This is a genomic window from Paenibacillus sp. FSL K6-3182 (assembly GCF_037976325.1).
Lineage (GTDB): Bacteria > Bacillota > Bacilli > Paenibacillales > Paenibacillaceae > Pristimantibacillus.
In genome coordinates this window covers 5,345,001-5,371,188 of the sequence record NZ_CP150265.1, presented here as the reverse complement: position 1 = coordinate 5,371,188, position 26,188 = coordinate 5,345,001, and the positions used below count along the sequence as shown (strand labels likewise).

Genomic DNA, 26,188 nt, shown 5'->3' with positions numbered 1-26,188 from the left:
TTTTATCAGAGATAGGATCCTGGCCACGCAGGTTACGGCTTATGGAAGGTGATAAGCGTGTTAAGAGCGATCGTCCCACCATTGTCTGCAAAAGCCTGGGCGAAAGTAATCATGGTTGCACTAATATAAATTGTTGGTATCAGGTCATTCTCATGAGCTCTATCTGATTGGCTTAAAATTAAGTAAAAAAATTCCGCCCGAGGGGCAGGATTAAATTAAAATTTATGCGTTAATTGACTCAGGTCTCTTTACTTGAAGTGGTGGTGGGATAAGCCAACCCTTCTCCTTGCTCAACTGGAGTATTTTTAAGCCTAATGCAGTTTTAGTGAGATGGTATTTAGCAAATAAAGCACCAATATCCTCTCTAACAGATTGACCCATAACTTGGCTACAAGCAACCAGTTCTAATGAAGCGTCACTCGCAATTTTTGCAGCTATTTCAGCGTCAGTAAATCTTGCACCTACAGGAATGTCTTCGAGTTTTACTGGTGGTCTTTCAGGCATCATAGGTGCGGACGCAATGCCATTATCGGTAAGCAATGTATCACATTCTTTTATTTCTAGTTCTGCTTGATCAATGAGAGCTTCAAGTATCTTTTTTAGCTCTTTATCACCGGAGTGGTTTAAGTATGCTTGGTAACAGGATATTGCTCCTTTAGCTACTGTTGAAGCTTGCCATACACTAAATATTTCGCCATAGTGCATTGGTTCATCTTTAGGATTACCGCTTAAAATTCCCATGTAATTCGCTCCTTCATTTTTTAAATTTTGAACTGGCTTATTATATCCAGTTGTACAATTTTTTAATAATCATACCAATATTAGAACTTTAGTGATGATAACCTACAACAGGATCCATATTTTTAGGCACGGGTCCGATGGAATTAAATTGTTGTTTGATAGCCTGTTAACGGGTCTTGACGATGGAACATACGTAGCATTTATGTTTTCTTCCTTTTAATTGCTTCAAGTTTTCACAATATACACATCTCATGGCATAGCTCACCTCCGTAGGATATTATGTCCAGTGGTTGTTTAGGATTATTCTTGAAGACGGAAGGACATGGGAGCGCGATGGATAAGAATAGAGTAATCGGCAAGGGCAACGACATTCCTTGGAGAATACCCAGTGATTGGGAACATGTTAAAAAACTACAAAAGGACATCCCATCATATTAGGTAGAAAAAACCTTCAATCAATCGGAAGGGCTTTACCTAACAGAAGGAATATTATTTTGACTAGAGATAAGGACTTTAACTTTGAGGGTTGTGAAATTACCCATTCAATCGAAGATGTATTTAAGTTGTGTGAAAATGAAGTAGAGATTTTTATTTTCGGTGGAGAACAGATTTATGATATGTTCTTGCCATATGGCGAGGAAATGTACGTCACAATAATTCATTATGAGTTCGAAGGAGATACATTTTTCCCAGTAGTTGATTTTGATGAATGGAAAGAAGTATCTGTTGAAAAAGGGATTAATGATGAAAAGAATCCTAACAATTATTTTTTCTATGTTTATGAGTGAAATAACTTGTTGAAGTAACGGGCAGGAAACCGCATCCATCCAACGCTCAAAATCCGCTTCAGTCATTGCATTTGGGTCTGCAATTATGCCGGCAAAGTACATTGCATCGTAGTTCCCTGTGGTGTAAAGCTGCTTAGCCAAACGTTGATTTATTTTACTTTCTTGGCGATGGGCTTCATATCGGCTGTAGCCACGCCAAAAAGCGGTTCGTGCGCGTCATCGGATCCATACATTTTCTTGGTTCGTTCCTTGCCGAGAGCTTCAAGCTCCTGCATAACCATTTTTACATACATTGTTTAATACTTCCTTCTAATTGGAGGTTTACCCTTAGGGTTTATGCTATCTACGAAAATTGGTAAGGTACAGTCAAGGAAATATTTAGGGGGATAAGTATTTTGGTGTTGAGGGATTTTAATTTGCATTTCATCCAAAAGCTATCTATACAAAGTCAAAAGGTTGTATCATGCTTATATAGAGTTAGAATAAAGGCATTGGAAATGAGAGGTGTATCATTTTTGTATAGAGTGGCTATTTGCGATGATGAGGAAAAACAAAGAGAGCTTGTTAAAAGCATCCTGATTACTTTGTCGATAAAGACAAATATAGATTTTGAAATTGAATTATTCGGCTCGGGAGAGCAATTGGTATCCGATTATGAGCGCCATGAAACTCCATTCCATATTTTAATTTTGGATATTGAAATGGGGGGGATGAACGGGATTCAAACAGCCCGAAAAATAAGAGGGTTAAATAACTTGGATGAACAAATTATTTTTCTGACAAGCTATCCTGAATATATGGTGGAAAGTTTTGATGTCATGACATTCCAGTATTTGATAAAACCCATTGCTCCTTCGATCTTGGAGGAGAAAATGATCAAGATATGCCAATACTTTCAAGCACTTGATAAAAAGTTTATGGTTATCAAGTCAAACTATGAAGAAATCGTTTTAAAATATGATGACCTCATTAGTATTGAAGCTGCCAAAAGCTTAACTATAAAAAGCAAACTACATTTTACGACTACTAATCAAACCTATGAAAGCAAAGGCATCATTTCAGATTATGCTTTGGCCTTAAAAGACTTTAACTTCTTGCAAATCCATCGTTCTATTATTATTAATCTGCTTCATGTGAAGAAATTTGCTAGCGGAGTGGTCCTCATGTCCAATGGTATGGAATTACCCATAGGCCGTTCTAAAATTAAAGAGGTTAAAGATGTTTACACCAAATTTATGATTATGAAGGTCGATTGATATGATTCAAAATAATTTTCCTATTGTCTTTAGCATTGTAGTTGTGATGGGCGTTCAAATTAATTTTTTCTTCAACTCGGTATTTGATAAATCAGCTAAAAAACATAACCGATTCATTTACTTCCTTATCTTTGGGTTGCTTAATTACCTCTATCTGGTTATTCCCATCTCTCCTATTTTATCTTTGATTCTACCCTTGCTCATGATTTTTAGTTTTGCACAATCTTATCAAGTAGAAATTAAAGAAAAGATCATTTTTTCTATGTTTTACGGTGTTTTAATATCTCTCGTTAATTTTATATCCCTTTATATTTTTTATACCCTATATTCAGTTGAGTTTAGCTTTTACCCTGTAAATGAAAATGATCAAATAGCCTACACGAAAGCTATTTTACTCAGTTGCATGATCATGTTTGCTATCATTCAGATCATACGACTGCTTGCAAAACGTAGAAGTTACTCTTTGCATTATCGTTACTACATATTTTTTTCGGTTATTCCTATCGTAAGTATAAACCAACTGAATATTCTAACTTATAAGGACGCCTATTCTTTCATATCCGTCATCGTATTACTATTTTTAAACGTTATGATTTTCTATATTTTTGATACGATCATTGATAAATTTCAATTCATGCATGAGAATACTCAGTTGCAACATCAGATGGACTATCAGGATGCGAATTACGAAAAAGTCGTTCACAGCTTCAAATCCATTAAAAGAATCATTCATGATACGAATCAGCAGTTTTTGTATATTGAAGAGTGTATTAAGCGAAATGAGTTAACAACTGCACTGGAACATATTAAGACGACATTAAATAAAGTCGAAGGAGCCTATCAACGGGTTAATACGGGGAATCTCGTTATAGATGCCCTTGTCACTAATACGCTTAGTATTGGACAAGCCAATGGCATAAGAATAGATACAAAGATTAACTTATGTTCACAAGTAGTCCATATTGACCGTTATGACTTATGTGTTGTCATTGGAAATATGCTAGATAACGCAATAGAGGCTTCTAAAAAGTTGAAAATCGCAGAAGATAGGTACATTCTTATAAAAATACATTCTACCGAGTCTACCCTTCTCATTCACATCATGAATCATATGGAGAATGAAGTTGCCCACTTAAACAGCCAAAAATCAAACCCGGAATTTCATGGTATTGGATTAACGAACATAGCTAGAATCTGCGACAAGTACGGTGGTCATATGACCATTGAAATGAAACATAAAGTATTTAATAATATGGCACTAGTACCATTTTATACCAACAATTCCTAAACAACATGTTGTTTAGGGATTGTTTTTTTCGTTTCAGGGTGATTTTTTAATATAACAGACCTCTTCCTTGTATGATGAATTCAGCAAGTAAAGTCTAGTTAGAATACGAGGAGGAACAAATAATGAAGAAGATGGTTTCTATATTAATGACCACTATGCTTATTGCAATACCGGTTACCTCTGCTTTTGCTCAAACGAATCCTGATACTGTAAAAGAAAAGGCACAGGGGCTGGCTTCGAAGATCGTGTCCGATTATGGTGTAAGTGGATTGCAGTATGCAATTATGGACCATGGATCTATTGTTTTATCGGGTAGCGCTGGTGTATACGATAAAGCGACCAAGAATCCGATAAACAAAGACACGATGTTTGGAATAGGCTCGGTAAGTAAAGTGTATGTAACTGCTGCAGCGATGATGCTAGCTGATTCTAATAAAATTGATATTGATAAACCACTAACCACGTATATCAAGGACTTTAAAATGGCAGACGAAAGATACACAAAGATTACACCGCGCATGTTGATGAATCATTCTTCAGGACTTTATGGTAGTCACTACGAGAATAGCTTTTTGCTCGATGACAATGATACGAAAAATCATGATGAATTATTGGTCAAACTACAAACAGAAAGGTTAAAGTCAAACCCAGGCGAATCCTCGGTATATTGTAACGATGGTTTTCAACTGCTTGAAATCTTGATCGAACGAGTAAGCGGGTTAAGTTACAGCGAATTCATTGAAACCTTTATTAGCAAGCCTCTTCATTTAAGCTCTACTAAAACACCACGTGATTCATTTGATAGAGAAAAGCTCGCAAAAACTTATTTTCCTGCGATAGATCAGGCTTTACCCGTTGAGAATGTCAATCTCATTGGGTCAGGAGGCCTCTACTCCACGGCCGAAGAATTAAGTAAGTTCGCTGAAGTATTAATCGGAAATCGAACGGATATTTTATCTGAGAAGTCAGCAAAGGCTATGCAAAGTCATGAGTATAGAAAGGGAGTGTGGGTTTCTGAAGAGACAAACAGCATTAATTATGGTCTTGGTTGGGATGCCGTTCGTTTAGAACCGTTTAGTGATCACGGAATAACCGCGTTATCCAAAGGTGGAGATACGCAACTGTATCACGCTGTTTTGACTACTCTACCCGAACATGATATTTCTATAGCTATACTTTCATCTGGAGGGAAATCTATCTACAATGGTATTTTTGCATCCAATGTTTTATTGGAATATATAAGAGTCAAAGGCATCATTAAAGAGATCCTGCCTGAAAAAACATTTGAACCTCCATTGAAAGTGGATATGCCGTCGGATTTGCTTGCTTACTCTGGATTATACGGTAACGTAGGTAAATCGGTAAATCTGGAGTTCAAGAACGGAGAGATTAATTTACCCGCTCTAAGCGGATTGATACCGTCTCAAAAATATGTATATGTAGGCAAAGGACAATTCAAAAACAACGATGGGAATGTAACTATAAGCTTTGACCAACCGAAGAATGGAAAAACCTATTTAAAACTTAGCAATTATTTGAATTTTCCGGGATTAGGTCAAACGGTTATGGTTACGTATGAGTATCAAAAGTTAGATTCCAATCCTCTAAATCAGTCAACTCAAACGGTATGGGAACAAAGAAATGGAAAAAATTACTACGCTCTGGATGAAAAGATAACTTCATTCAAGTATATGAATAAAGCGTTTTTGGCCTTGAATTTATCCGTTGATGTCAACCATGGATATGCATCCGGCACTCAAATTGTTGATAAGAATAAAGCAGTAAATGTATTTGATATTCCTATTTTTAGCGGAAGAGATGCTTTTGATTTAAATTTCTATACCATGGACCATACAGAGCAATTAATGATCGATGGAGAATTCTATATAAGTGAAGATGCGATTCAACCCATTTATGCAGGGAATGATTCATTTTGCACCATACCAACGGGTGGTCAGGCTAAATGGTATAAAATTGATGAAAACTCAGCCAATCAAGTCATGAACGTTGAAACTCCGGTAAATGGGGGATTTGCCGTTTATGACGCGAATGGAATGGCTTTGAACTTTTCAAAGGCAACGAGTAATCATTCGGTAGTACTACCTGAAGGTGGAATGATCGTTTTTGGTGGTAATGAGGGCGATGTATTTAAAGTTAATTTGAAGAATAAATAGACTACTCAACTTTAGGAAGATGATTACAAACTTACAATATTAATAGAGAAGAGGAATGCCTTATGAAAATACGTAGTCAAATTACATTTGCAAGTCTGGCCCTTTTAATAACTGGAAGTTCCCTGGTATACACATCGCCAACCCCAATTGTAAAAGCAGAGCCCACTCAAAATGTATCTAGTTCGTTACAAACAAGCACTCAACGAGATCATAATTCCGTCAAGCAAGCAATGCGGGATTCATTGCAACTTGGATTCCCTGGGATACTTGCTAAAAATTCTGTGGATGGAAAAACGTGGGGTTATGCGGCTGGGGTAGCGAATCTGAGCACCAAGAAACCAATGGAAACAGATTTTCGCTTTCGCATTGGCAGCGTGACGAAGACGTTCACCGCAACGGTTGTACTTCAATTAGCTGGAGAGAACCGCTTGAATCTAGACGACTCCATCGAAAAATGGTTGCCTGGTGTCATTCAAGGAAACGGATATAATGCTAAACAGATTACCATCCGGCAGATATTGAACCATACAAGTGGTATCGCTGAATACTCAAGATTCAAAGGCGCTGATTTTATGGATACAAAAAAATCGTATACGGCTGAAGAAATAGTGAAGATGGGGATTTCTCTGCCCCCAGACTTTGACCCGGGAAAGGGATGGTCTTATTCAAACACAGGATATGTATTACTGGGTATTCTTATTGAAAAAGCAACCGGAAACAGCTACGCGGAAGAGATTGAAAATCGGATTATTGAACCGCTTGAATTGTCGGATACATTCCTACCTGGCAATTCAAGCGTTATTCCAGGCACCAAGCATGCTAAGGGATATTCCCAACCAGACGAAGCCAGTGAGATAAAAGACGTTACTTATTATAACCCAAGTGCAGGTAGCTCGGCTGGAGATATGATTTCTACTGCTGACGACTTAAATAAATTCTTCTCTTCCTTGCTCGGTGGCAAGTTACTGAAGAAACAGCAACTAAAACAAATGCTTACTACAGTTCCTACAGGAAGAGCAGGAATGGATAGATGGGGTCTTGGAATCTTTGAAACTAAGCTTCCAAACGGTGTCTCGATATGGGGACACACAGGTGGCATTCTAGGGTTTTCTACTTTCGCTGGAGGTACACCTGGAGGCAAGCATACGTTCGCCGTCAGTTTGAACAGTTTGGGAAGAGATAACAGTCCTAATCCTTTTAAAAATATTTTACTTGCTGAATTTAGCAAGTAGGAAAAACGGAAAATACGGATAAATTTTGTCATAGTTTTTATAGTTAAAAATATACCTTTCTGGTTCAAAAGCCCCAACTTACTTCTAATAATAAATTTGGGGCTTTTTGGAATTGTGTAACTTTTTAAACCTTGCCCCCTCAAAACGCGCCCGGAAAACCCGCGCAATTTATTGCTAATAAAGCAACGACCATATTATGGGTATGAAATCATAAGTAAGTTAGAGCAGTATCCTATTGTTGCTGCAAAAGAAAAATACATATCTTCATTTTGGCAAGAAGTACAGAGGGCTTGCCACCGAGAAAATATTATACCCTTACAGAAAAAGAGAACGAATACTTAAACGCAATGTCCTTAGAATGGGATAATTTATTAACAGCTATATCAGAAATTAAAGGAGAGTTAAATTATGGATAAAATTATAAATGACTATCTTATAAAAATTGAAAAGTATTTGAAATCTGTGTCCGATTCTGAGCGTATTGACATTGTAAAAGAAATCAAAAGTGTAATGCTTGAATTGCAATATAATGGTGTATCTTCTGAGCAAATCATCGAACGGTTAGGAAACCCAAAAGAATTAGCGAAAGCATACTTAGGTGAAGCCATTTCAAAGAACAGTAAATTTAGTTGGCGTAAATTTGGCGCAATATTTGCATTTTGTAGCAGCTTTGCAGGTATCAACGGTATGTTACTTTTGCCGTTCATCAGTACTCTTTCCATTGCTTTAATGATTGGTGGAGTTATTACGCCGATAGGCGGAATTGTTAAATCTATCGGGTATCTTATGGGATATGATATTGCCGGAATAACAATCGAAATGGGAGCATTTACACCAAGCACAATGCAGTTCTTGCCAATTTCTATTGTGATTGGTGTGTTAATGTTTTGGCTTGGGAAAGTCTTATGGAAGCTTACTATTAAATATATACACGCTATTAGTCAGAAAAAGAAAACAGTATAATAATATAAAGAACGGGGCGCGACGGTCATTCATAGACCAACCGTACCCAATTTTTATTATGGGTGTGTCACGCAGTAAAGCCCTTACCCCTCTCAAAACGAGAGCGGAAACTTAGCACAAATATTTTTGTTTATTCCTTGTTGATCCATTTCGCGCTGTGACAATAATACTTTGTTCTTGTTGAGGAATGAAAGGCAAAATATTATTGATGATTACTTTTGATTGTGATACGTATGAAAACGGACTTTTCTACTATGATAGGTATGATGCTACCTTCTGCGTGCATTGTGATCCATATCAAGCACGTCTCCAATTTGCCCTTAGCGATTCTCACTCCCATGTCTCAACATTCTAAGCGCTATCATTCCTTCGTCACATCTAACTAAGGGGTGGAGGTCGGTCTTTCTAACGGAACGGGTCCGAGCCCTTTTGCGTAATGTCTCCCGATAATCCGTGCTTCTTGTCATCCTGCGAATGCATGTGCTGGTGAGAAAAGGCTGCTTAAGCTGCTTGCGGAAACACTTTACTAGAGTCGTAAGTTTCGATGTTCTTGGCCAGACTGACAAGCATTCGGGCAACTTTACCGCATAATTTCATAATAGATTTCATTTTTTTCATCATGTTCACTTCGACATTATGGTAGTGTAGCGCTCTAATATCCGAATTGGTCATGACCATACACATGGTTATGAGAAAGAGAAAACGCCGGAGACGAGGGCGGCCACGTTTGCTTAGCGCCATTTTTCCACGCCATTTACCTGAGCTGGCTTCCGTTAGGTTAAGACCGGCGTGGCGAAGCAAGGCGTTTCCATGCGTATATCCACTCAAGTCACCAGCTTCGCCCAGCACATTGGCTAAACTGGTCGCATTTACACCGCTAATCTCAAGCAGTTTCTGCGCGTATGGAATACGCCCCAGATATGATGAAGCTCATGTTCAATTTGCTCAAGCTGGTGCTGCGCCAAGTCGTATTCTTCGAGTAAATGGGCTAAATGCAGCTTGTAGGCGTGAAGTGCCTGCGTAGCGCCAACGCTGCGTTTAGCCAGCAGAATGAGCTGCTCGGCTCGATGCAATCCTGCATGGCGTTTCACGTATTGCTTCCAGCCGGCAATGACTTCAGGGAAGACAATATCTACCCATCGATGAATCTGATTAACAGTGCTGTTAAGTTGTTTGGTAACCTTGTCCCGGTTGGCCATGAGAATCCGGAGTTCCTCATAGGCTTTTGGGTTGAACCGGACAGGGGAATAGTAGCCATTTTTGACCATATCTGCGATGACGAGTGCGTCTTTGTGGTCGCTTTTGGAAGGGGTATTGTCGCGGTTTTCCTTGTTCTTTTTGACGAGATGGGGATTTACGAGAACAGCCTCAATTCCTTTTGATGAAAGCCAGCGAGCCAGGCTGAACCAATAGTGGCCGGTAGGCTCCATACCGACGATAACTTTGCTCAGCTTGAATGATTTGAGTAGATCTTGAATCCATAGGCCGAACCGCCCAAACCCTTCATCATGACTGCCGAATTCTAGCGACGATCCCAGAGCAACACCACGATAGCTGACTGCACGAGCGACATGATTTCCCTGGGCAATATCTACTCCGACAACAAGATGGAATGAGGAGATGTTTTCAATGCGTTGATTTTGTTTATCCTGTGATTTAAACTTCATAGTAGAGAGACCTCCTGATGGTGAGATTAAAGGGCTGTAGACCCGTTTCCAACTCCCATATAACAGAGGCGCTCTTTTTCATGTAAAGTCCAAAATATTGGTTTTACAGGAATTCTAACGGGAAACGATAACTCAATAAGCTCCTTGAGAAGGCGGCTACTCCCCATGTTTATACGAAGCAGTCATAAGGCCAAGTTCGCCACTCTCGATCTCTTCAAGAATGGCGAGTTTCTCTTTCGCATGATATTGAACTCTAGACATGAAAATGCTCCCCTCATAGCAGCAGGTTTTTATTATTTCACCTGTCCACTATTTGGGTAGCATATCACAGTGTCGGCAGGCTCAATCGAGCTATTGTTCCCTTTGACGAGAACCAAACTTCATCGGATACTTATTAGTCGGGGTACATTGATAGATGACACTATTCTAAGTCATTTCGGGGATGCGGATTAATCGGCGGATATAAGAATTGATTATCTTTCTTTGGATCATGATCATCAGGGTTTTCGCTTTTATCTGGCATCTCAGCAGAAGTTATATCTGACATGGCTTTAAAGCCCATGAAGTCTTCGACTTCATCAAGCTGGTTGTTTTCAGTCATTGCAAGGCTCCTTAAGAGTAGATTTCTTTTCTAGGCAATTATTAACCTTATATTTGCTTTTTATTCAGGAATTCAAGGAAGCAAAGCCCTTTTGCAAGCTCAATCATCATTCCATTAGTTAATTCTCCACTGTCCATTTCTACATACGTTCCACCTTGTATCCACCTTAAATATCCTCAATGGGTATGATTAGCCCAAGGTATAAACCTTGCATCAATTCCGTTAATGCTAACTTTTTCTCCACTTTCATCAACTTTAAAATCCTCATCCCAAGAGCTAATCAAAGGTTGCCACCAGAACGAGGCTGCCGGTATAAATCGGCAACCTCGTTGAGCTAACGGGAAGGTTAATGGGGAAAAGTTCTTTCTGAATCTAAGTAGTCTTACTCTGTATTAGGAGATATACTCCTTAAAGAAAAACTATACTTACTTTAGGAGGTCATTTCAATATGCGGAAAAAATCCCTGAATAAAGAACCCTGTCATGTAGACCAGGTTTGTTGATGCTTTCATAATAATTATCTGAGCATGTCAGCTTTACTTCGCATTATTTTGCACTCTAGGTTTTCCTTGATCGTTCGGGTCGTTAGATCGTGACGGGCTATTCTTTGGGTTGTTTTTATCTGGTTTGGATTTAGTACTCATTTTATAGTTCACCTCCTGTGTTATCCCTATAGTATTTCTCCAAACCGTTATCCTTATTAGAGTAATGTTGTATCCGTAATACCAGGCGCTGCGGTGGCCTTCAAATTTCATTAAACTAACGGCAATAATGTTCAAAATAACGCGAAATAAAGAAAATCGAGATAACAGTCCATCAAAGAACGACCCCAAAGATGCACTTGTCATCGCAGATTCAGTAAGTCGGGGCTTCTACTATGAGTACACGCGACAATCGCTTGTGTTTCAACGCTTACGGACCATAATGAGTGACCGAGAATTCTGGGTCGCGAACAGTGTTCGACTGCAGAACCGCATTGTGCGTTGGCTCGACATCCGTTTTCCTGAATATCCATCGGTATTCAAAGACTGGACCTGTAAGCGGTCATTGGCGACCCTCAAGATATTCCCTTGCCCACAGGATTTGGAGACGTATGCAGTACCGGATGTAATCAAAGCTTGGAGAGCCCATATGCAGCGCGCGGGGGGTTCTACGGGGATTGAGAAGGCTGCACAGCTCATCGCGCATGCTAAACGCAGTGTCGGAGATCGAACCGCTGTAGAAGAATCGAAGGCAGATTTAATACGGCTCATTGAAGAATATGAACGAGTTACCACCATGCTTGAACAGATTGAAGAGGACATCGAAGCTCTGCTTTCTGAGATTCCTATGGCACAGCAGCTTCGCACCATAAAAGGTCTCGGGAAGAATATCTCTATCTCGCGACGGTTCAGCTCGTTTGGAATAACCCCGTGTTCCGCCATCTGCATGAGCATAATGTGCAAGAAAAGAAGATGAAAAAGCAGCAATCCATATTTAAGTTAATAGGAAAGCTGGCACGAATTCTAGTTGGTATTATACAACGAGGAGAAAAGTTCACGCCAGAGAAAACCGTCCTTGCATGGGCAGAAGCAGCTTAAATTAAGTAGAAATCACGTATATTGACTCATTCGCAGGATTTCAAAAAGAAAGCACGGAGGACCGAGTTCGTTACCCATAAGGGCTCAGACCCATCCGCTAAACGCTATCGGTCTCCACACCTTGGACAGGTATAACGAAGGAATGTATGGGCAGTGACCCGTTGAGATTTGGTAGGGTGAACCTCCAAGGGATTGTGGAGTATGCGTGCAGTAGAAACTACCTGGGGAATATTTCCTAATAGTTCCTCTATTTCCGCATGCCCAGCCCACCACCTCAACGGGTATCACCTGAGCTGTTTCTTAAAATTGACCTAATTCAAGGTGATGAAATCCCGCGAATGAGTGAGTATATGTGAGATAAACCCTTAAAACCGAGGGATTGGTAACGATAGTTCAATGCAAAGGGCTGCCGTGTGGCAGCCCTATACTCAACTAACGACCGGATTAATTCAGTAAATTATGTGGCTATTAAGAAGGAGTATAAGATAGACTAGCGCTAAATGAGAGTTGGGTGATATCTGCTGCTGAGGGATCCGTCGACATAAGTGTCCTTATACGAATACCAATTCGATCTCCCGCTGCAACTACTAACGATCCCCCAACATTAATATTCGTTGCGGTTCGGAAAGTACCAGCTGTAATAATATTATTCGGAAATCCGAATCTAACTGAACTAGTTAATGGAGTTGTCAAGTAAGCTGAAGTACTATGATCAATCCCATTATTAGGAACGGACGAAGCGCGGAATACTGTGAAATCATATTGAAGACCGAGAGTATTTATAGAAACGACAGAAGCAACCAATAGATCTACACTTATTTGTAAATTTTGAACGGTACCCGCAAAGGGAATTGGGAAAGCAAAACCACCTGCTTCGGGTGGCATAGTTGATTCCCCAGAACCGTCAATAACTTCGACCGTGTGATTACCAAAACCCATTAAAATTGGAGCAGCGGATACTACTGTAGCACCACTAAGGATGATCCCAGTTGAAAATGGAATTAATCCTCCAGCTCCGGCTGGTCCAGTTGATCCAGTTGGCCCTATCTGACCAGGTTGACCTTGAGGTCCTGGCAACCCTGATGAACCAGCTGGTCCTATTGCACCTGTCGCACCTGTCGCTCCAGTTAGTCCTGCAAGTCCAGCTGCACCAAGTGCTCCTGCAAGTCCCGCAAGTCCCGCTGGTCCCGCTGCTCCGATTGCTCCTGCAAGTCCTGCTAATCCAGCTGGTCCAAGTGTTCCTGCAAGTCCCGCTGGTCCAGCTGCCCCGATTGCTCCTGCAAGTGCTTGAAGTAATTGTTGTCCTTCTGCTGGAGGTCCTTGGGGCCCGCGCGGTCCTTCAGGTCCGGGAGGTCCAGGAGGACAATTACATCTACCCATAATCTCATCTCCTTTTTATTAGACTTATCCATCATATTAAAAGCCTATTAAGAGAATCACAGCAGGTACCTATCAAACTGAAAAAAAGGCTAATAGAGCCAGTATATACGCTGAATAAATGCTCTGCTGTGTTATTGTCCCATACCATTAAGTCTGTGCTGGCATTAGATAATAAAAGAGATCGAAGGCCAAGGAGTGAAGAGATTGGAGAAACGGCCATTAGTAGGGATTTTAGTAGCCAAAAGAAGCAATAGAAAGAGTGTTTTGAAGCTTTATCAGCGATATGATCATTTAAACTTAAAGCTATTCGTCTTTACTCCGGCGGATATTATTTGGGAGAAACAACGCATTAACGGACTCAGCATGAATAAGGGCGTATGGAAACAAAGCTCTTTCGCTTTTCCTCATGTCGTCTATAACCGCTGTTTTAACAAAAAAACAATAACGATACAACGTCTTGAAAAAGTGATCGGCAAAAACAAATGCTTCAATAATATCAACTTTTTCAATAAATGGGGCCTTTACAACTTATTAAAACAGTCAGAGCTTAAACCTTATGTACCAGACACATTTTTATACGAACAAGCAAATGTATCAGAACTACTAGAGAAATATCATGTCATATATATTAAGCCTACTTATGGGTTTAAGGGGAAGTCTGTATACCGGCTTGAACAAATGACTCATGGGGATGTCAATATTTCTTTGCATTGTTTGGCTCCGAGGTATATATGCAGAAAAAATGAAAGCTATCAGGAAAAACTGGATGAGCTTCTCGGCTCAGAGAACTACATGGTTCAGCAGGGGATTTGTATTCAGCAGCTTAATCACCGATATTTTGATATTCGTGTCCTTGTTCAAAAAGATATATTGGGGGAGTGGACGGTTTCCAACATTGCATGCAGAGTGGCCTATGAACATTATTTCAACACGAGTATGTGTGAATTCATCTTTAATGCTGGAGAAATTCTCCCCTTTTTATTTTGTCAGGACAAAATAGATGAGATTTTCCAATCTCTCCATGAGTTAAGCATTACGGCTGCGCAAGAAGCAGAAGCTCATATGGGTTCATTGGGAGAATTGAGTGTGGATTTCGCATTAGACGAACAAAGTAAGCTATGGATTATTGAACTTAACGGAAAACCACAAAAAAATATATACAAAGACCATAAGCGTTTTAAACACAAAAATCTAATTTATAGTAGACCATTGGAATATGCTTATTATCTCTCTCGTTCTTGAGAGATAATAAGTTTTTTCAAAATACACATGTTTCGCACTCGATTTCGCTAAACCTATGTATGAACTGTGATTTTTTTATGGATTTGTAGTATGTAATGAGGTGTCTATTCAACTCTCTTAGGATCAATCTTTTACAAAAAGATCGGCTACCTTGGCAACACAAGCTGAAAGAGATTTATGATTCGCTGAACAATTTTCTCATTCAACCAATGCCCTTGATCTAACAGATAACGACAGTACAATAATAACAGGCTGCCGCCGATAATTCGGCAGCTTATTCAGCTATCAAGTATGAAAACGAACGTAATGTTTGTGATGAAATAAAACAAACATTTGCATTGGATGGCGCTGGACCGTTCAGATTAGATCGTCTAAGGTTACCTGATGCCAATCATAGGATTGTGGTGAATACTATCCATTCAACTGCCTTTGTGAAAATGTTCTTTAGAACACGATAGTGGCAAACTTGCAAACTTTTGTGGACCCGCCCGTCCAAATGAGTGTTTGGCTGCCGAAGTGTATCCAATAGACTGGTGAAAATCTATAAAATATTAAACCCATTTTCAATAAAAATAGTTTATCGTATACAAGTGGTTAGACTAAAGTCCATACCTCCAATGGAGCAAAATCATAATATAAGTTGTTAATAGGGAGGTGTTTAGTTTGTGGTGTGATAATACCAATAAAAAAATCGAATGACTCCAGTAAGAAATAGACCACTACTTAAAAAGAAATGTATTGTCAAAAAAAAGAGCACTCGTGTAACCGCTAAACAAGAATTGAGGAGCTCTTATATCTGCCGAAGTAAAATTTGTAAAAAGAATACGATTATTGCTTGTCCTGTGAAAAGAAATAAACGTAATAGGGTTATTTCAAAAAGAAAAATATTAATCCGTCTAAAGCCAGTAATTAATGTAACTGCTCTGCAAGGTCCACAAGGTCCACAAGGTCCACAAGGTCCACAAGGCCCACAAGGCATACAAGGACCCAGGGGACCAGTCAATACTCCATATAATCTTTATATCAATCCACAGATTCAAACAGCTGATACTTCAACCGCTACAACTACTGCTATTACCATTCCAAATGGTGATACGCTCGACCCTGCGACTCCAATTGTAATCGAATTTGTTGTAAACTAATTTACTAAATTGACGTGATGCCGACAATCCTTATTTGTATTGGATTGTCGGCATAGTCAAAATAAATGACTATTGTTGTATATCTGTACGTACTCGTACATATTCTCCAAAATTAAAAGAAATATAGGGGAGTGAATATAAAATGGCAATCATATATCCAATTTTTCCTCCCATAGTTTCTGGATATGTTTACAATGTAAGTGCTCAAACTGTTCTTGTAGAGACTGATGTTACATTCGATTCAAATGGTATTCTTAGACCTGGAATTACACATACCCTCGGAACTACTCAGATTGCAGTTATCAATTCGGGAAACTATGAGGTTACTTTTTCCGTGTCAGGAGTTGAACCTAACCAATTCGCACTATTTGTAAATGGCGTCCTGGCTACGGGAACCGTTTACGGTTCAGGTGCCGGCACTCAGCAAAATAAAGGTCAAGCTACAATCGCTCTAGAAATGGGGGATATTCTTACTCTGCGAAATCATAGTTCAGCAGCAGCGGTTACCCTTCAGACTTTGGCTGGTGGCACACAAACAAACGTAAACGCTTCAGTTGTTATAAAAAAAATGAGTTAGTTTTTACATCTCTCAGATGACAACCTTTGGATTAATTTAAATGTTCATTGTGCTAAAGGGAAACTACAGCTTATTGGTTGTTGAAATTGATCATGAATATATTCCGTATTTAATGGGAGGCGCACCCCTCGCCCCCTCTGGCCGGAAATAGAAAACCCGATCGAATGAGATCGGGTTTTTTAGCATTATGCATGATAGCATTCAATGAAGAGTTAATAAGCAATATCCTTATTATCAAACAAATTTCCTACTCGTCTTCTTCCCATCACAGCTAAACACAATCTTCTTATCCTCAACAAACGTCTCTAAATGAACGTTTTTCCCCCAAAGCTGAACGACATGAGGCAGCGTACGCTCCACATACTTCAGATCGAGCTCCATCCCCTCATACTCATGAATTAGATAAAGCTCACCCACACGATTAAAATCCCCATCCTTAACCATCAAGCTAGGGAAACCGCCGTTTACTTTTGAATAAACAAGCTGATCGCGAATTTTCTCCCACGACTTATCGGTAATTTTCCACTCAGGGCCTTTTTTCTCGAAAATGTACAGATCGAGATCATTAACCAGATCCTTCGTCAGGTAGTTGCGGATGAATGAAATATCTGAATCGAGCTCGCGTACCTCAAACATTTTTTCCCTGCCCTTGCCGGGGACGCGCCCGAAGCGTGCTTGTTCTTCCTTCGTTGGGTTATCGAATCGGCGCTCGATATCCTCGAATATTTTCAAGCCTAAATAATAGGGATTCAAGGTGTGCCGGGATGGCTGCACGACAGAGGAGTTTAGCTTAGCAAACTCAATTGTTTCATCGCTAGTCAGATCAAGCTCGCGTATGATTCGCTGATGCCAGTACGAAGCCCAGCCTTCGTTCATAATCTTGGTCTCAATTTGCGGCCAGAAATAGAGCATCTCATCGCGAAGCATAGATAGAATGTCGCGCTGCCAATCCTCAAGAGTAGGGGAGTACTCCTCAATGAACCAGACGAGATCTTTTTCTGGCCGTGGCGGAAACCGTTTGGCGTCAGCGGCCTGTGATTGAGCGGCTGATGCGGCGGCAGCCGTCCGATCCGGGTCCAGATTCCACAAGTCATCGTAAGAGGAGGAAGGGATATTCCACTCCGAGCGCTCGCTGTCCTTTTGCACCATTTCGATATAACGTTTCTTATCTAATTGATAAGGCTTAATGAGCGTTGGATCGACATGCTCTTGAATGGCGAGTATTGCATCGATAAACTTCTCGACTGCTTCTGTGCCATGATCCATTTCATATTGATGAATACGATCCGCTGTAGCAGACATGCTCTCAACCATATTGCGGTTGGTTACACCAAAGCGAGCGTTGTTTTTGAAAAAATCACAGTGAGCGAGCACATGGGCGACGATGAGTTTATTTTGAATTAGAGAATTGCCCTCTAGAAGAAACGCATAGCAGGGGTTGGAGTTAATGACGAGCTCATAAATTTTGCTTAAGCCGAAATCGTATTGGAGCTTCATTTTGTTGAACGTTTTTCCAAAGCTCCAGTGGCTAAACCTTGTTGGCATGCCATACGCGCCAAAGGTATAAATAATTTCTGCCGGGCAAATCTCATAGCGCATTTGATAAAAGTCTAATCCAAAGCCGGTAGCTATTTCTGTTATTTCATCAATGGATCGCTCCAGTGCACGAATTTCATCTTGTCTCATCCGTCATCCCTCCGCATGCGAAAATACGATTCATACCATGTGTATGAGCAGGTGGTCAAGGTTATGACGAAGTGTGCAGGATGGACTCAGCGTAGGTGGCGATCAAAAAAAGAAAAAACCTTGGACGTCTGCCTTTTCGAGTAAATACTCAAAGTGGAATCAGACGATCTCAAAGTTTTTTTTCATTTTGCTTATTGTCGTACATCGCTAGGTCAGCGTTGCTTATCAATTCTTTTAGCGTGCTAGCCGTGCCGTGCGTTGAACTAATGCCTATGCTAGCGGAAATATGAATGATATGACCATTGATTGTGAATGGCTCGTCAATCGATTTTTTTATTTTACTGGCTACAAAATCGATATCTTGGTTGTCCACCAAATGCTGAAAGCAAATGACGAATTCGTCTCCACCGTATCTAACGAGGATGTCGGTTTTTCTGACGTCTTGTTTCAGTCTCTTGGAAATTTGAAGCAGCAGCAAATCACCAAAATCATGACCAAACGAATCATTAACCTCTTTAAAATCATCGATGTCGATGAACATCACACTAAACTGCTTGTCCGAGCCAGCATGATCCAAATGAGATAAATAACGTCGATTGTAAAGACCGGTCAAGCTGTCCGTAACACTTGCGTTTTCTAAATCCAATATATATCCGAAAAAAGCGGCCATCGATTGGAGAAATCCGAGCTGCCTTTCATCTAGATGAATCGGTTCTTTATTTATAGCGCATAGGGTACCAACTGCTGTCTGGTCAGCTGTTCTTACTGCGATTCCGACCAAAGCTTGTGCTCCAAGTTGTTGGGTAATAGGTAACGAGGCTGTACGCGGATCAACGAGTGTATTGGTGATATTAAGAATGGAACAATCCTGCTCTAGAACAAGATTGCAATAACTTTGCAGCAAATGTAACGGTAAGCTATTGGTTCCTTCATTTTCTTGTCGGTTGAGCGCTCGTATGATTCTGCTTCCATTATGATCAATTGTAGCTATCAATAAAGTGTCAACCTGTAGAAAGTGCTTCAAGGTGTCAATAATATGGTCGGCTGCATCTTCTAGTGAGCGTATAGTACTGCTCATGCTCTCAACTCCTGCCGTAGTGTTGAAACAAAGGAATTACCTTATAGTCCCATAGTAGTCTAAAAAGAGTACTAACTCAAGAAACAATTGATAATAACTAGGCAAATTGAACTATAAATTTGTGACTTTGTAAACCTTCCCCCCGTATCGAACAAAGAATCGGTTCCAAGTCCCTTTGAATTAATGTTAATATAAATTCAAGACCATTAAAATTAATACTTGAATTAATTACGAGCATGTAGTTAAATGGTAGTATAAATCACTATTAACGACTAAATAACTATTATTAATTTAATTGAGGTGGATAATAATGACAAACAAAGCGACAATGATAGTGGATAAGGATTTTCAAGTTGGGGAAGTGGATAAACGTATATATGGATCATTCATAGAGCATCTTGGGCGTGCGGTTTATGGCGGCATTTATGAGGCGGATCATCCGCAAGCAGATGAGCAGGGTTTTCGTTCTGATGTTCTTGAGCTTGTAAAGGGACTTGATGTGCCGATCGTCCGTTATCCTGGCGGTAATTTTGTATCCGGTTACAACTGGGAGGATGGTGTCGGACCCGTAGATCAGCGTCCGAAGAGGCTTGAGCTTGCATGGCGAACGGTTGAGCCCAACTGGATCGGTTTTAATGAATTTATGGACTGGTGCAAAAAGGTGAATACAGACGCTATGATGGCCGTCAATCTTGGTACTCGCGGGATTGATGATGCACGCAACTTGATTGAATACTCCAATCATAAATCAGGTTCATATTGGAGCGATCTTCGAATCCAGCATGGTTATAAAGATCCCCATAATGTAAAGACATGGTGTCTCGGCAATGAAATGGATGGACCTTGGCAAATCGGACACAAAACTTCTGTAGAATATGGTCGCCTTGCTAACGAAGCGGGAAAAGCGATGCGATGGGTTGATCCGACGATTGAGCTAGTCGCATGTGGAAGCTCGCATATCGGAATGCCGACGTTCCCTGAATGGGAAGCTACCGTACTTGATCTTGCTTATGATACGATTGATTATGTGTCGATTCATCAATATTATGGGAACCCTCATAACGATACGAAAAACTTCCTTGCACAGTCTATGAGCATGGATTCCTACATTAATACAGTCATTTCAACCTGTGATTATGTGCAAGCAAAAAAACGTGGCAAGAAGCAAATAAACCTTTCCTTTGACGAGTGGAATGTGTGGTACCATTCCAATGTACAAGACCGTAAGCTTGATCCATGGCAAATTGCTCCGCCACAGCTTGAGGACGTGTATAATCATGAAGATGCACTTGTTGTTGGCTGTATGCTGATCAGTATGCTTAAACGAGCAGATCGTGTAAAGATGGCTTGTATTGCACAGCTGGTTAACGTGATCGCACCAATCATGACGCAAAATGGCGGACCTGCATGGAAGCAAACGATTTATTATCCATACATGCACGCAAGCATTTTCGGTCGTGGCACAGTGCTAGTACCGCTAGTGAAATCGCCGAAGCATGATACAAAGGATTTTACAGACGTGCCATACTTGGAAACGGTAGCCGTTCATAATGAAGAGAAAGAGGAAGTAACGATTTTTGCGGTTAATCGCAACACGGAAGAATCGCTTCCATTCGAAATCGACTTGCGCAGCTTCGGTGCTTTTCAAATCATTGAGCATATCGTGCTTGAGTCTGATGATTTGAAAATGACGAACACAGCAGACGCGCCTAATCGCGTAACGCCGCACACGGCAGGTAATGCTGCGATTGAAGACGGTGGAAAAATTGCCGCGACGCTTAGCAAAGCATCGTGGAACGTTATTCGTATTAAACTATAATGAAATCAATAAGGGGATCCGGAAGCCGCGATTGCGGCTTTTGGGATGCCCTTCTATTATTATAGTATAGAGAGAGGAGGAGATCGTGATGATAAATGCGAATACGGATGAAGCATGGCTGCCCTTATATGAGGCATTGGCTAGTCCTGTCAGGCTCTCCATTATTAATTTGCTTGCAACAAATATGATGAACGTAAAGGAGCTTGCTGAAGCTATCGGTCTAAGCAGCGCGATTGTAACGATGCATATTCGGAAGCTGGAGAAGGCTGGCATTGTAGAGACGAAGATGGTTCGTAAACATGGAGGCACACATAAAATTTGCTCGCTTGCTGAACGTACTATAACGATTGAACTGCCTCCTAAGGCGCTGGATGTGAAGAAGGTGCATGACGTTAGCGTGCCAGTTGGGCATTTTACAGAATTTGAAGTTTTTCCGACTTGCGGCATTGCTACAACGGAGAAGCTGATTGGGCAATTTGACGATCCGCGTTTCTTCTTGGAGCCTGAGCGAATGAATGCAGGCATTCTTTGGTTCGGCAAAGGTTATGTGGAATACAAGGTGCCGAATTATTTGCTAGCGGGACAACGTCCTGTAGCACTTGAAATTACACTGGAGCTTGGCTCAGAAGCGCCAGGCGTAAACGATAACTGGCCATCTGACATTAATTTTTCTCTAAATGGAATGGATATCGGCATGTGGACGAGCCCTGGTGATTATGGAGATGTAAGAGGACGTTTCTCACCAGCTTGGTGGGGAGAGCGGGTCAATCAATACGGACTGCTCAAAGTGATACGCATTCAAGAGGACGGGACGCTAATTGATGGACAGCATATGTCATCAACTAGTATCGGTGAAATAGGTCTGGAGCGTAATTTCTGGACATTCCGCATTGCCGTGAAGGAAGATGCTGTTAACGTAGGCGGGCTAACCTTATACGGCAAGGGCTTTGGCAACTATAATCACGATATTATGTTCCGAGTGTTTTATGAAGATGCGCGTAGTGTTTAAGGCAGCTTGACTGCCTTAAGCAGGCGAAAGTCCCCTCCCTCAGAATGCCCCGAGTTTATAATCGTGCATACCATTTTCTGTTCAAAAAGATATAATGAGTAGGATAGCTAATCTAAGCCATTATTACTCGGAGGAACAAAGATGCTGACTATGTTCACTTTTCTCAAAAAATATCGTTTTGCTGCTTACGTTGCTCTGCTGCTTATGCTGGTGGAGCTCGTAGTGGAGCTGCTTCAACCGTATATTATTTCAAAAATCATTGATGATGGTATTGATAATAATAATTTATCGGTTGTGCTGCAATGGGGCGGTTTTCTAATTGGTTGCTCTGTTATCGCTTTCATTGTAGGGATACTTAGCTCTTTCTATGCTTCACACGTAAGTCAGAGTTTCGGATTTGATTTAAGAGAGCGTCTTTATGAAAAAGTGCAATCGTTCTCATTTGCCAATTTTAATCGTTTTCCGGAATCATCGCTTATTACTAGATTAACGAATGACGTTTCACAGCTGCAAAATACAGTGTTCATGGGACTGCGTATTATGCTTCGAGCCCCATTGCTCGTAATCGGAAGTATCGTAATGGCCTTTATCGTTCAGCCTAAGCTGGCCATATGGCTTGCTGCGGTCATTCCGTTTCTTGGTGTATTTCTGCTTTGGGTGCTTAAAAAGGGAGAAAAGCTTTTTCGTTCTGTTCAGAAGCAGTTGGATCAAGTGAATAGCGTGATGCAGCAAAATTTAATCGGCATGAGAATCGTGCGTGTATTCGTTCGGATGAAGCATGAATCGAAGCGTTTTGCATTTTCCAGCGAGCAGCTGATGGATCGTACGGTATCCGCTCTTCGTTTAACGGAAGTTACGATGCCTATCGTGCTGTTATTTATGAATGCAATTGTTATAGCCGTACTGTGGTTTGGCAGAATCGAGCTCGATCGGAATGGAGCATCCGTTGGTGAAGTTGTTGCTATTGTCAACTATGCAATGAGGACGATTGGTGCTTTATCCATCATGTCGATGATCGTGGTCAATTTCTCGAGAGCGCGCGCATCAGCTCAAAGAATTGAAGAGGTTGTGCTAACGGATATCGATTTAACAGATACAGTTGACAGCGATGAAGCGGTGAAGCTTCGCGATGGCTACGTTTCCTTTGAGAACGTGTCTTTTGAATATCCGGATTCCGATCTGCATGTATTGCGAGATATATCCTTCTCGGTATTACCGGGTGAGACGATTGCCATAATGGGTGCGACCGGTTCTGGCAAAACATCGCTCATTCAACTGATTCCTAGACTGTACGATGTACAGACGGGCGTGATTCGCGTGGATGGCAAAGACAATCGCTTAATGAAGCTTGAGCAGCTTCGCAAGCAGATTGGGTATGTTCCGCAAGAAATCATGCTGTTTACAGGTACGGTGGCGGATAATATTCGCTGGGGCAAGGAGAAAGCCAGCATCGAAGAAATCATAGAGGCTGCCAAACTAGCTCAAATCCATGACACCATTATGAAGCTGCCGGAACAATACGATACGATAGTGGGGCAAAAAGGAGTAAATCTCTCAGGTGGACAGAAGCAGCGTCTAACGATTGCGAGGGCATTAGTTAGAAAGCCAGTTGTGCTGCTGCTTGATGACAGCACAAGTGCACTCGATGTACAGACTGAGGCTGCTCTTCTGCAAGCACTTAAAAATATGAGCTGTACGACATTCCTCATCACGCAAAAAATAAGCTCAACCGTAGCTGCGGATTCAATTCTTCTGCTTGATGAAGGCCAATTGCTGGCACAAGGCAAGCATGAGCAGTTGATCCGTGAATCCAGTTTGTATCAGAAAATATACGAGTCACAGTTCGGGAAGGAAGGTGTGTCCCGTGCTTAGACAATTAAAGGAGCCTTTTCAGTACCAAAGATCTGGGGAAGCGGTCGAATCCACTGCAGCAGGCAAAGGTAAACGCAAACCACGCGCGCAAAATATGAGTCAAACGCTGAAGCAAATGTGGAGTTACCTGATCGTCTATAAGGGCAGACTTGCAGCTGTAATCGTAATGGTTATATTAAGCTCTGCGTTCTCATTGCTGGGACCCTATATGGCAGGTACCGCAATCGATCGCTTTTTGATGAATAGAGATAGCGGAATTATTGTTTTTCTACTATTGATGGCTCTCGTTTATGCGCTGCACTCGATCACGATGTGGCTCCAAAGTATTTGGATGATAACCATTTCGCAAAAAACGGTCTATCGCATGCGGGTTGAATTGTTTGATCATTTGCACAGGCTGCCGATCCCTTTTTTCAGCAAGCGTCAGCATGGAGAACTAATGAGCCGCGTTACGAATGACATAGAAAACGTAAGCTCATCTTTAAATAGCTCTGTGATCCAAGTGTTTTCAAGCATCCTTCTACTTGTTGGAACCGTAAGCGTTATGTTGTCCCTTAGTCCGCTTTTGACTCTATTAACCTTCCTCGTTGTGCCGCTTATGGTGCTGGGGATGAAATGGATCACAAAGCAAACCGGCCGATTGTTCAAAGCTCAGCAGCGCAATCTTGGCGACTTAAATGGTTATATAGAAGAAACATTGTCAGGACAACGCATAGTAAAGGCCTTTTCTCAGGAAAAAACAGTCATCTCCGCCTTCAAGGAGCGCAACGAGCGTATTCGAGTTTCTGGCTTCTGGGCGCAGACGATTTCTGGTTTCATTCCGAAGCTGATGAACGCGTTAAACAACTTAAGTTTTACGATCATTGCAGGAATAGGTGCGATATTTGTTTTAAATGATCAAATAACGGTCGGTACAATTATTATATTTGTGGAATATTCAAGGCAGTTCACAAGACCGCTTAATGACCTTGCTAACCAGTGGAATACGCTATTGTCTGCTGTCGCTGGTGCTGAACGTGTATTTGATGTGCTAAGCGAAGACGAGGAACGAAAAGATGAGGGAGCAGCTCGCGAACTGGCAGAAGTAAGCGGAAAAGTCGTTTTTGATAAAGTAACATTTGCTTATGAAGGAAGGACAGCTACGATAAGCGAGGTAAGCTTTGAAGCTACGCCAGGGGAGACGATTGCTCTAGTAGGTCCAACCGGAGCGGGTAAAACAACACTCATCCAGCTTTTGTGCCGATTCTATGATCCGAGCTCTGGCAGCATCTTGATTGATGGGCACGATACACGTACGCTCAAACGTGAAAATTTGCGCTCGCATATGGCGTTTGTACTGCAGGACCCATTTCTGTTCGAGGGGACCATCTATGAAAATATCCGTTACGGCAAGCTGGATGCAACGGATTTAGAAGTCCAACAGGCTGCTAAACTCGCAAACGCACATTCCTTTATTTCTCGTCTGAAGGACGGCTATGGGACCGTACTCAAATCAGACGGCAGTGGAATTAGCCAAGGACAGAAGCAGCTGCTTGCCATTGCCAGAGCGATTCTAGCAGATCCTTCAATCCTTGTATTAGATGAAGCGACAAGCAGTATCGATACGGTCACTGAAATAAAAATCCAGGAAGCGCTGCAGCGGCTTATGAAAGGGAGAACGAGCTTTGTCATTGCCCATCGTCTGAACACCATTCAACAAGCGGATCAGATTGTAGTGCTGCGTGACGGTGCCATTTTGGAGAAAGGATCTCATTCACAGCTCCTTATGCAAAAAGGCTTTTACAGCTCGCTTGTTAATGGGCAACTTAATAATGGCATGCTGAGTGAATCAGGTTAAACGTCTGCATGGCACACTATTACTGATATACGCAAACCTTATTGCAACTATTTTAGGGGATGGAGAGTATTATTAGTTATATCAAGGAGGTGGGATGTATGACTATTACCCTTTGCCCCAAATGTGGAAACCAAAATGATGTCGACGCGAACAGGCAAATGGTTGTGGAATGCTCCTCTTGCGGTACGATACTGATTGATGATGCAGATCTTAAAGATGCAGAAGAAGGGCTTCAAAGGACCTTGGATCATAAACAA

The 26,188-nt window shown here is 41.1% G+C and carries 17 protein-coding genes and 5 pseudogenes (1 of these 22 running past the window's edge); 15 read left to right on the top strand and 7 right to left on the bottom strand.

Features of this window, described 5'->3' with window-relative positions; all coding sequences use genetic code 11:
- Window positions 1–222 precede the first annotated feature (222 nt).
- Window positions 223–741: a DUF3231 family protein gene (locus tag MHH56_RS23755; protein ID WP_339204132.1), complete on the bottom strand. Its 519-nt coding sequence runs from the start codon at window positions 739–741 to the stop codon at window positions 223–225.
- A gap of 279 nt (window positions 742–1,020) precedes the next feature.
- Between MHH56_RS23755 and MHH56_RS23750 the strand changes: the two are divergent.
- Window positions 1,021–1,529, top strand: a pseudogene (locus MHH56_RS23750) (dihydrofolate reductase).
- Window positions 1,530–1,559: 30 nt separating this feature from the next.
- On the opposite strand, the pseudogene MHH56_RS23745 reads toward MHH56_RS23750, so the two are convergent.
- Window positions 1,560–1,822: pseudogene (locus tag MHH56_RS23745) on the bottom strand (DNA alkylation repair protein); the annotation flags it as partial.
- Between the two features lie 222 nt (window positions 1,823–2,044).
- Here MHH56_RS23745 and MHH56_RS23740 point away from each other — a divergent pair.
- The 5 genes from MHH56_RS23740 (at window position 2,045) to MHH56_RS23720 (ending at window position 8,442) form a co-directional block, all read left to right on the top strand.
- A complete protein-coding gene (locus MHH56_RS23740) occupies window positions 2,045–2,785 on the top strand; it encodes a LytTR family DNA-binding domain-containing protein (protein ID WP_339204131.1) in 741 nt (246 codons plus the stop codon).
- A 1-nt stretch (window position 2,786) separates the two neighbouring features.
- Window positions 2,787–4,073 (top strand): GHKL domain-containing protein, encoded by a 1,287-nt coding sequence (locus MHH56_RS23735; protein WP_339204129.1) that lies wholly within the window; start codon window positions 2,787–2,789, stop codon window positions 4,071–4,073.
- 122 nt (window positions 4,074–4,195) lie between these two features.
- Window positions 4,196–6,247: a serine hydrolase domain-containing protein gene (locus MHH56_RS23730; protein WP_339204128.1), complete on the top strand. Its 2,052-nt coding sequence runs from the start codon at window positions 4,196–4,198 to the stop codon at window positions 6,245–6,247.
- A gap of 62 nt (window positions 6,248–6,309) precedes the next feature.
- Window positions 6,310–7,479, top strand: a complete 1,170-nt coding sequence (locus MHH56_RS23725; RefSeq protein WP_339204127.1) for a serine hydrolase domain-containing protein — start codon at window positions 6,310–6,312, stop codon at window positions 7,477–7,479.
- Window positions 7,480–7,887: 408 nt separating this feature from the next.
- Window positions 7,888–8,442 carry a DUF1700 domain-containing protein gene (locus MHH56_RS23720; RefSeq protein ID WP_339204126.1) on the top strand — a complete coding sequence of 185 codons (555 nt, stop codon included), beginning with the start codon at window positions 7,888–7,890 and terminating at the stop codon, window positions 8,440–8,442.
- A gap of 501 nt (window positions 8,443–8,943) precedes the next feature.
- On the opposite strand, the pseudogene MHH56_RS23715 reads toward MHH56_RS23720, so the two are convergent.
- Both MHH56_RS23715 and MHH56_RS23710 read right to left on the bottom strand, forming a co-directional pair.
- Window positions 8,944–10,109, bottom strand: a pseudogene (locus MHH56_RS23715) (IS110 family transposase).
- A 421-nt stretch (window positions 10,110–10,530) separates the two neighbouring features.
- Complete coding sequence (locus tag MHH56_RS23710; protein ID WP_339204125.1) at window positions 10,531–10,710, bottom strand: hypothetical protein; 180 nt, start codon at window positions 10,708–10,710, stop codon at window positions 10,531–10,533.
- 770 nt (window positions 10,711–11,480) lie between these two features.
- Here MHH56_RS23710 and MHH56_RS23705 point away from each other — a divergent pair.
- Window positions 11,481–12,167 carry a transposase gene (locus tag MHH56_RS23705; RefSeq protein ID WP_339204124.1) on the top strand — a complete coding sequence of 229 codons (687 nt, stop codon included), beginning with the start codon at window positions 11,481–11,483 and terminating at the stop codon, window positions 12,165–12,167.
- Window positions 12,168–12,757: 590 nt separating this feature from the next.
- On the opposite strand, the gene MHH56_RS23700 is transcribed toward MHH56_RS23705, so the two are convergent.
- The gene (locus tag MHH56_RS23700; RefSeq protein WP_339204123.1) at window positions 12,758–13,669 is read right to left on the bottom strand and encodes a hypothetical protein; all 912 of its coding nucleotides are present in this window, start codon (window positions 13,667–13,669) and stop codon (window positions 12,758–12,760) included.
- A 195-nt stretch (window positions 13,670–13,864) separates the two neighbouring features.
- Between MHH56_RS23700 and MHH56_RS23695 the strand changes: the two genes are divergently transcribed.
- From MHH56_RS23695 to MHH56_RS23685, 3 genes and pseudogenes are all read left to right on the top strand, one after another.
- Window positions 13,865–14,911, top strand: coding sequence for a YheC/YheD family protein (locus MHH56_RS23695; RefSeq protein ID WP_339204122.1), 1,047 nt, complete (start codon window positions 13,865–13,867; stop codon window positions 14,909–14,911).
- A 1,010-nt stretch (window positions 14,912–15,921) separates the two neighbouring features.
- Window positions 15,922–16,053: pseudogene (locus MHH56_RS23690) on the top strand (DUF4183 domain-containing protein); the annotation flags it as partial.
- A 181-nt stretch (window positions 16,054–16,234) separates the two neighbouring features.
- Window positions 16,235–16,630: pseudogene (locus MHH56_RS23685) on the top strand (collagen-like protein); the annotation flags it as partial.
- Between the two features lie 234 nt (window positions 16,631–16,864).
- Here the strand turns inward: MHH56_RS23685 and MHH56_RS23680 are convergent.
- Both MHH56_RS23680 and MHH56_RS23675 read right to left on the bottom strand, forming a co-directional pair.
- Window positions 16,865–18,316, bottom strand: a complete 1,452-nt coding sequence (locus MHH56_RS23680) for a SpoVR family protein (protein ID WP_339204121.1) — start codon at window positions 18,314–18,316, stop codon at window positions 16,865–16,867.
- Window positions 18,317–18,485: 169 nt separating this feature from the next.
- Entirely contained in the window at window positions 18,486–19,394 is a 909-nt protein-coding gene (locus MHH56_RS23675; protein ID WP_339204120.1) for a sensor domain-containing diguanylate cyclase, read from the bottom strand.
- A 310-nt stretch (window positions 19,395–19,704) separates the two neighbouring features.
- Between MHH56_RS23675 and MHH56_RS23670 the strand changes: the two genes are divergently transcribed.
- From MHH56_RS23670 to MHH56_RS23650, 5 genes are all read left to right on the top strand, one after another.
- Window positions 19,705–21,213 carry an alpha-N-arabinofuranosidase gene (locus MHH56_RS23670; RefSeq protein ID WP_339204119.1) on the top strand — a complete coding sequence of 503 codons (1,509 nt, stop codon included), beginning with the start codon at window positions 19,705–19,707 and terminating at the stop codon, window positions 21,211–21,213.
- A gap of 88 nt (window positions 21,214–21,301) precedes the next feature.
- The gene (locus MHH56_RS23665) at window positions 21,302–22,222 is read left to right on the top strand and encodes an ArsR family transcriptional regulator (RefSeq protein WP_339204118.1); all 921 of its coding nucleotides are present in this window, start codon (window positions 21,302–21,304) and stop codon (window positions 22,220–22,222) included.
- Between the two features lie 141 nt (window positions 22,223–22,363).
- Entirely contained in the window at window positions 22,364–24,094 is a 1,731-nt protein-coding gene (locus MHH56_RS23660) for an ABC transporter ATP-binding protein (RefSeq protein ID WP_339204117.1), read from the top strand.
- Window positions 24,087–25,931, top strand: coding sequence for an ABC transporter ATP-binding protein (locus MHH56_RS23655; protein WP_339204115.1), 1,845 nt, complete (start codon window positions 24,087–24,089; stop codon window positions 25,929–25,931). The genes MHH56_RS23660 and MHH56_RS23655 overlap by 8 nt, the downstream gene beginning before the upstream one ends.
- A 98-nt stretch (window positions 25,932–26,029) precedes the next feature.
- Window positions 26,030–26,188 carry the 5' end (the start) of a DUF1232 domain-containing protein gene (locus tag MHH56_RS23650; protein ID WP_339204113.1) on the top strand. 402 nt of this gene lie beyond the right edge of the window, so the window shows 159 of its 561 coding nt (coding positions 1–159); its start codon is at window positions 26,030–26,032; its stop codon lies off the right edge, out of view.

Excerpts from the sequence above, each read along its gene's own strand:
- MHH56_RS23755 (WP_339204132.1), bottom strand. The coding sequence starts at position 741 with ATGGGAATTTTAAGCGGTAATCCTAAAGATGAACCAATGCACTATGGC.
- MHH56_RS23735 (WP_339204129.1), top strand. The coding sequence starts at position 2,787 with ATGATTCAAAATAATTTTCCTATTGTCTTTAGCATTGTAGTTGTGATG.
- MHH56_RS23730 (WP_339204128.1), top strand. The coding sequence starts at position 4,196 with ATGAAGAAGATGGTTTCTATATTAATGACCACTATGCTTATTGCAATA.
- MHH56_RS23725 (WP_339204127.1), top strand. The coding sequence starts at position 6,310 with ATGAAAATACGTAGTCAAATTACATTTGCAAGTCTGGCCCTTTTAATA.
- MHH56_RS23720 (WP_339204126.1), top strand. The coding sequence starts at position 7,888 with ATGGATAAAATTATAAATGACTATCTTATAAAAATTGAAAAGTATTTG.
- MHH56_RS23710 (WP_339204125.1), bottom strand. The coding sequence starts at position 10,710 with ATGACTGAAAACAACCAGCTTGATGAAGTCGAAGACTTCATGGGCTTT.
- MHH56_RS23705 (WP_339204124.1), top strand. The coding sequence starts at position 11,481 with ATGTTCAAAATAACGCGAAATAAAGAAAATCGAGATAACAGTCCATCA.
- MHH56_RS23700 (WP_339204123.1), bottom strand. The coding sequence starts at position 13,669 with ATGGGTAGATGTAATTGTCCTCCTGGACCTCCCGGACCTGAAGGACCG.
- MHH56_RS23680 (WP_339204121.1), bottom strand. The coding sequence starts at position 18,316 with ATGAGACAAGATGAAATTCGTGCACTGGAGCGATCCATTGATGAAATA.
- MHH56_RS23675 (WP_339204120.1), bottom strand. The coding sequence starts at position 19,394 with ATGAGCAGTACTATACGCTCACTAGAAGATGCAGCCGACCATATTATT.
- MHH56_RS23670 (WP_339204119.1), top strand. The coding sequence starts at position 19,705 with ATGACAAACAAAGCGACAATGATAGTGGATAAGGATTTTCAAGTTGGG.
- MHH56_RS23665 (WP_339204118.1), top strand. The coding sequence starts at position 21,302 with ATGATAAATGCGAATACGGATGAAGCATGGCTGCCCTTATATGAGGCA.
- MHH56_RS23660 (WP_339204117.1), top strand. The coding sequence starts at position 22,364 with ATGCTGACTATGTTCACTTTTCTCAAAAAATATCGTTTTGCTGCTTAC.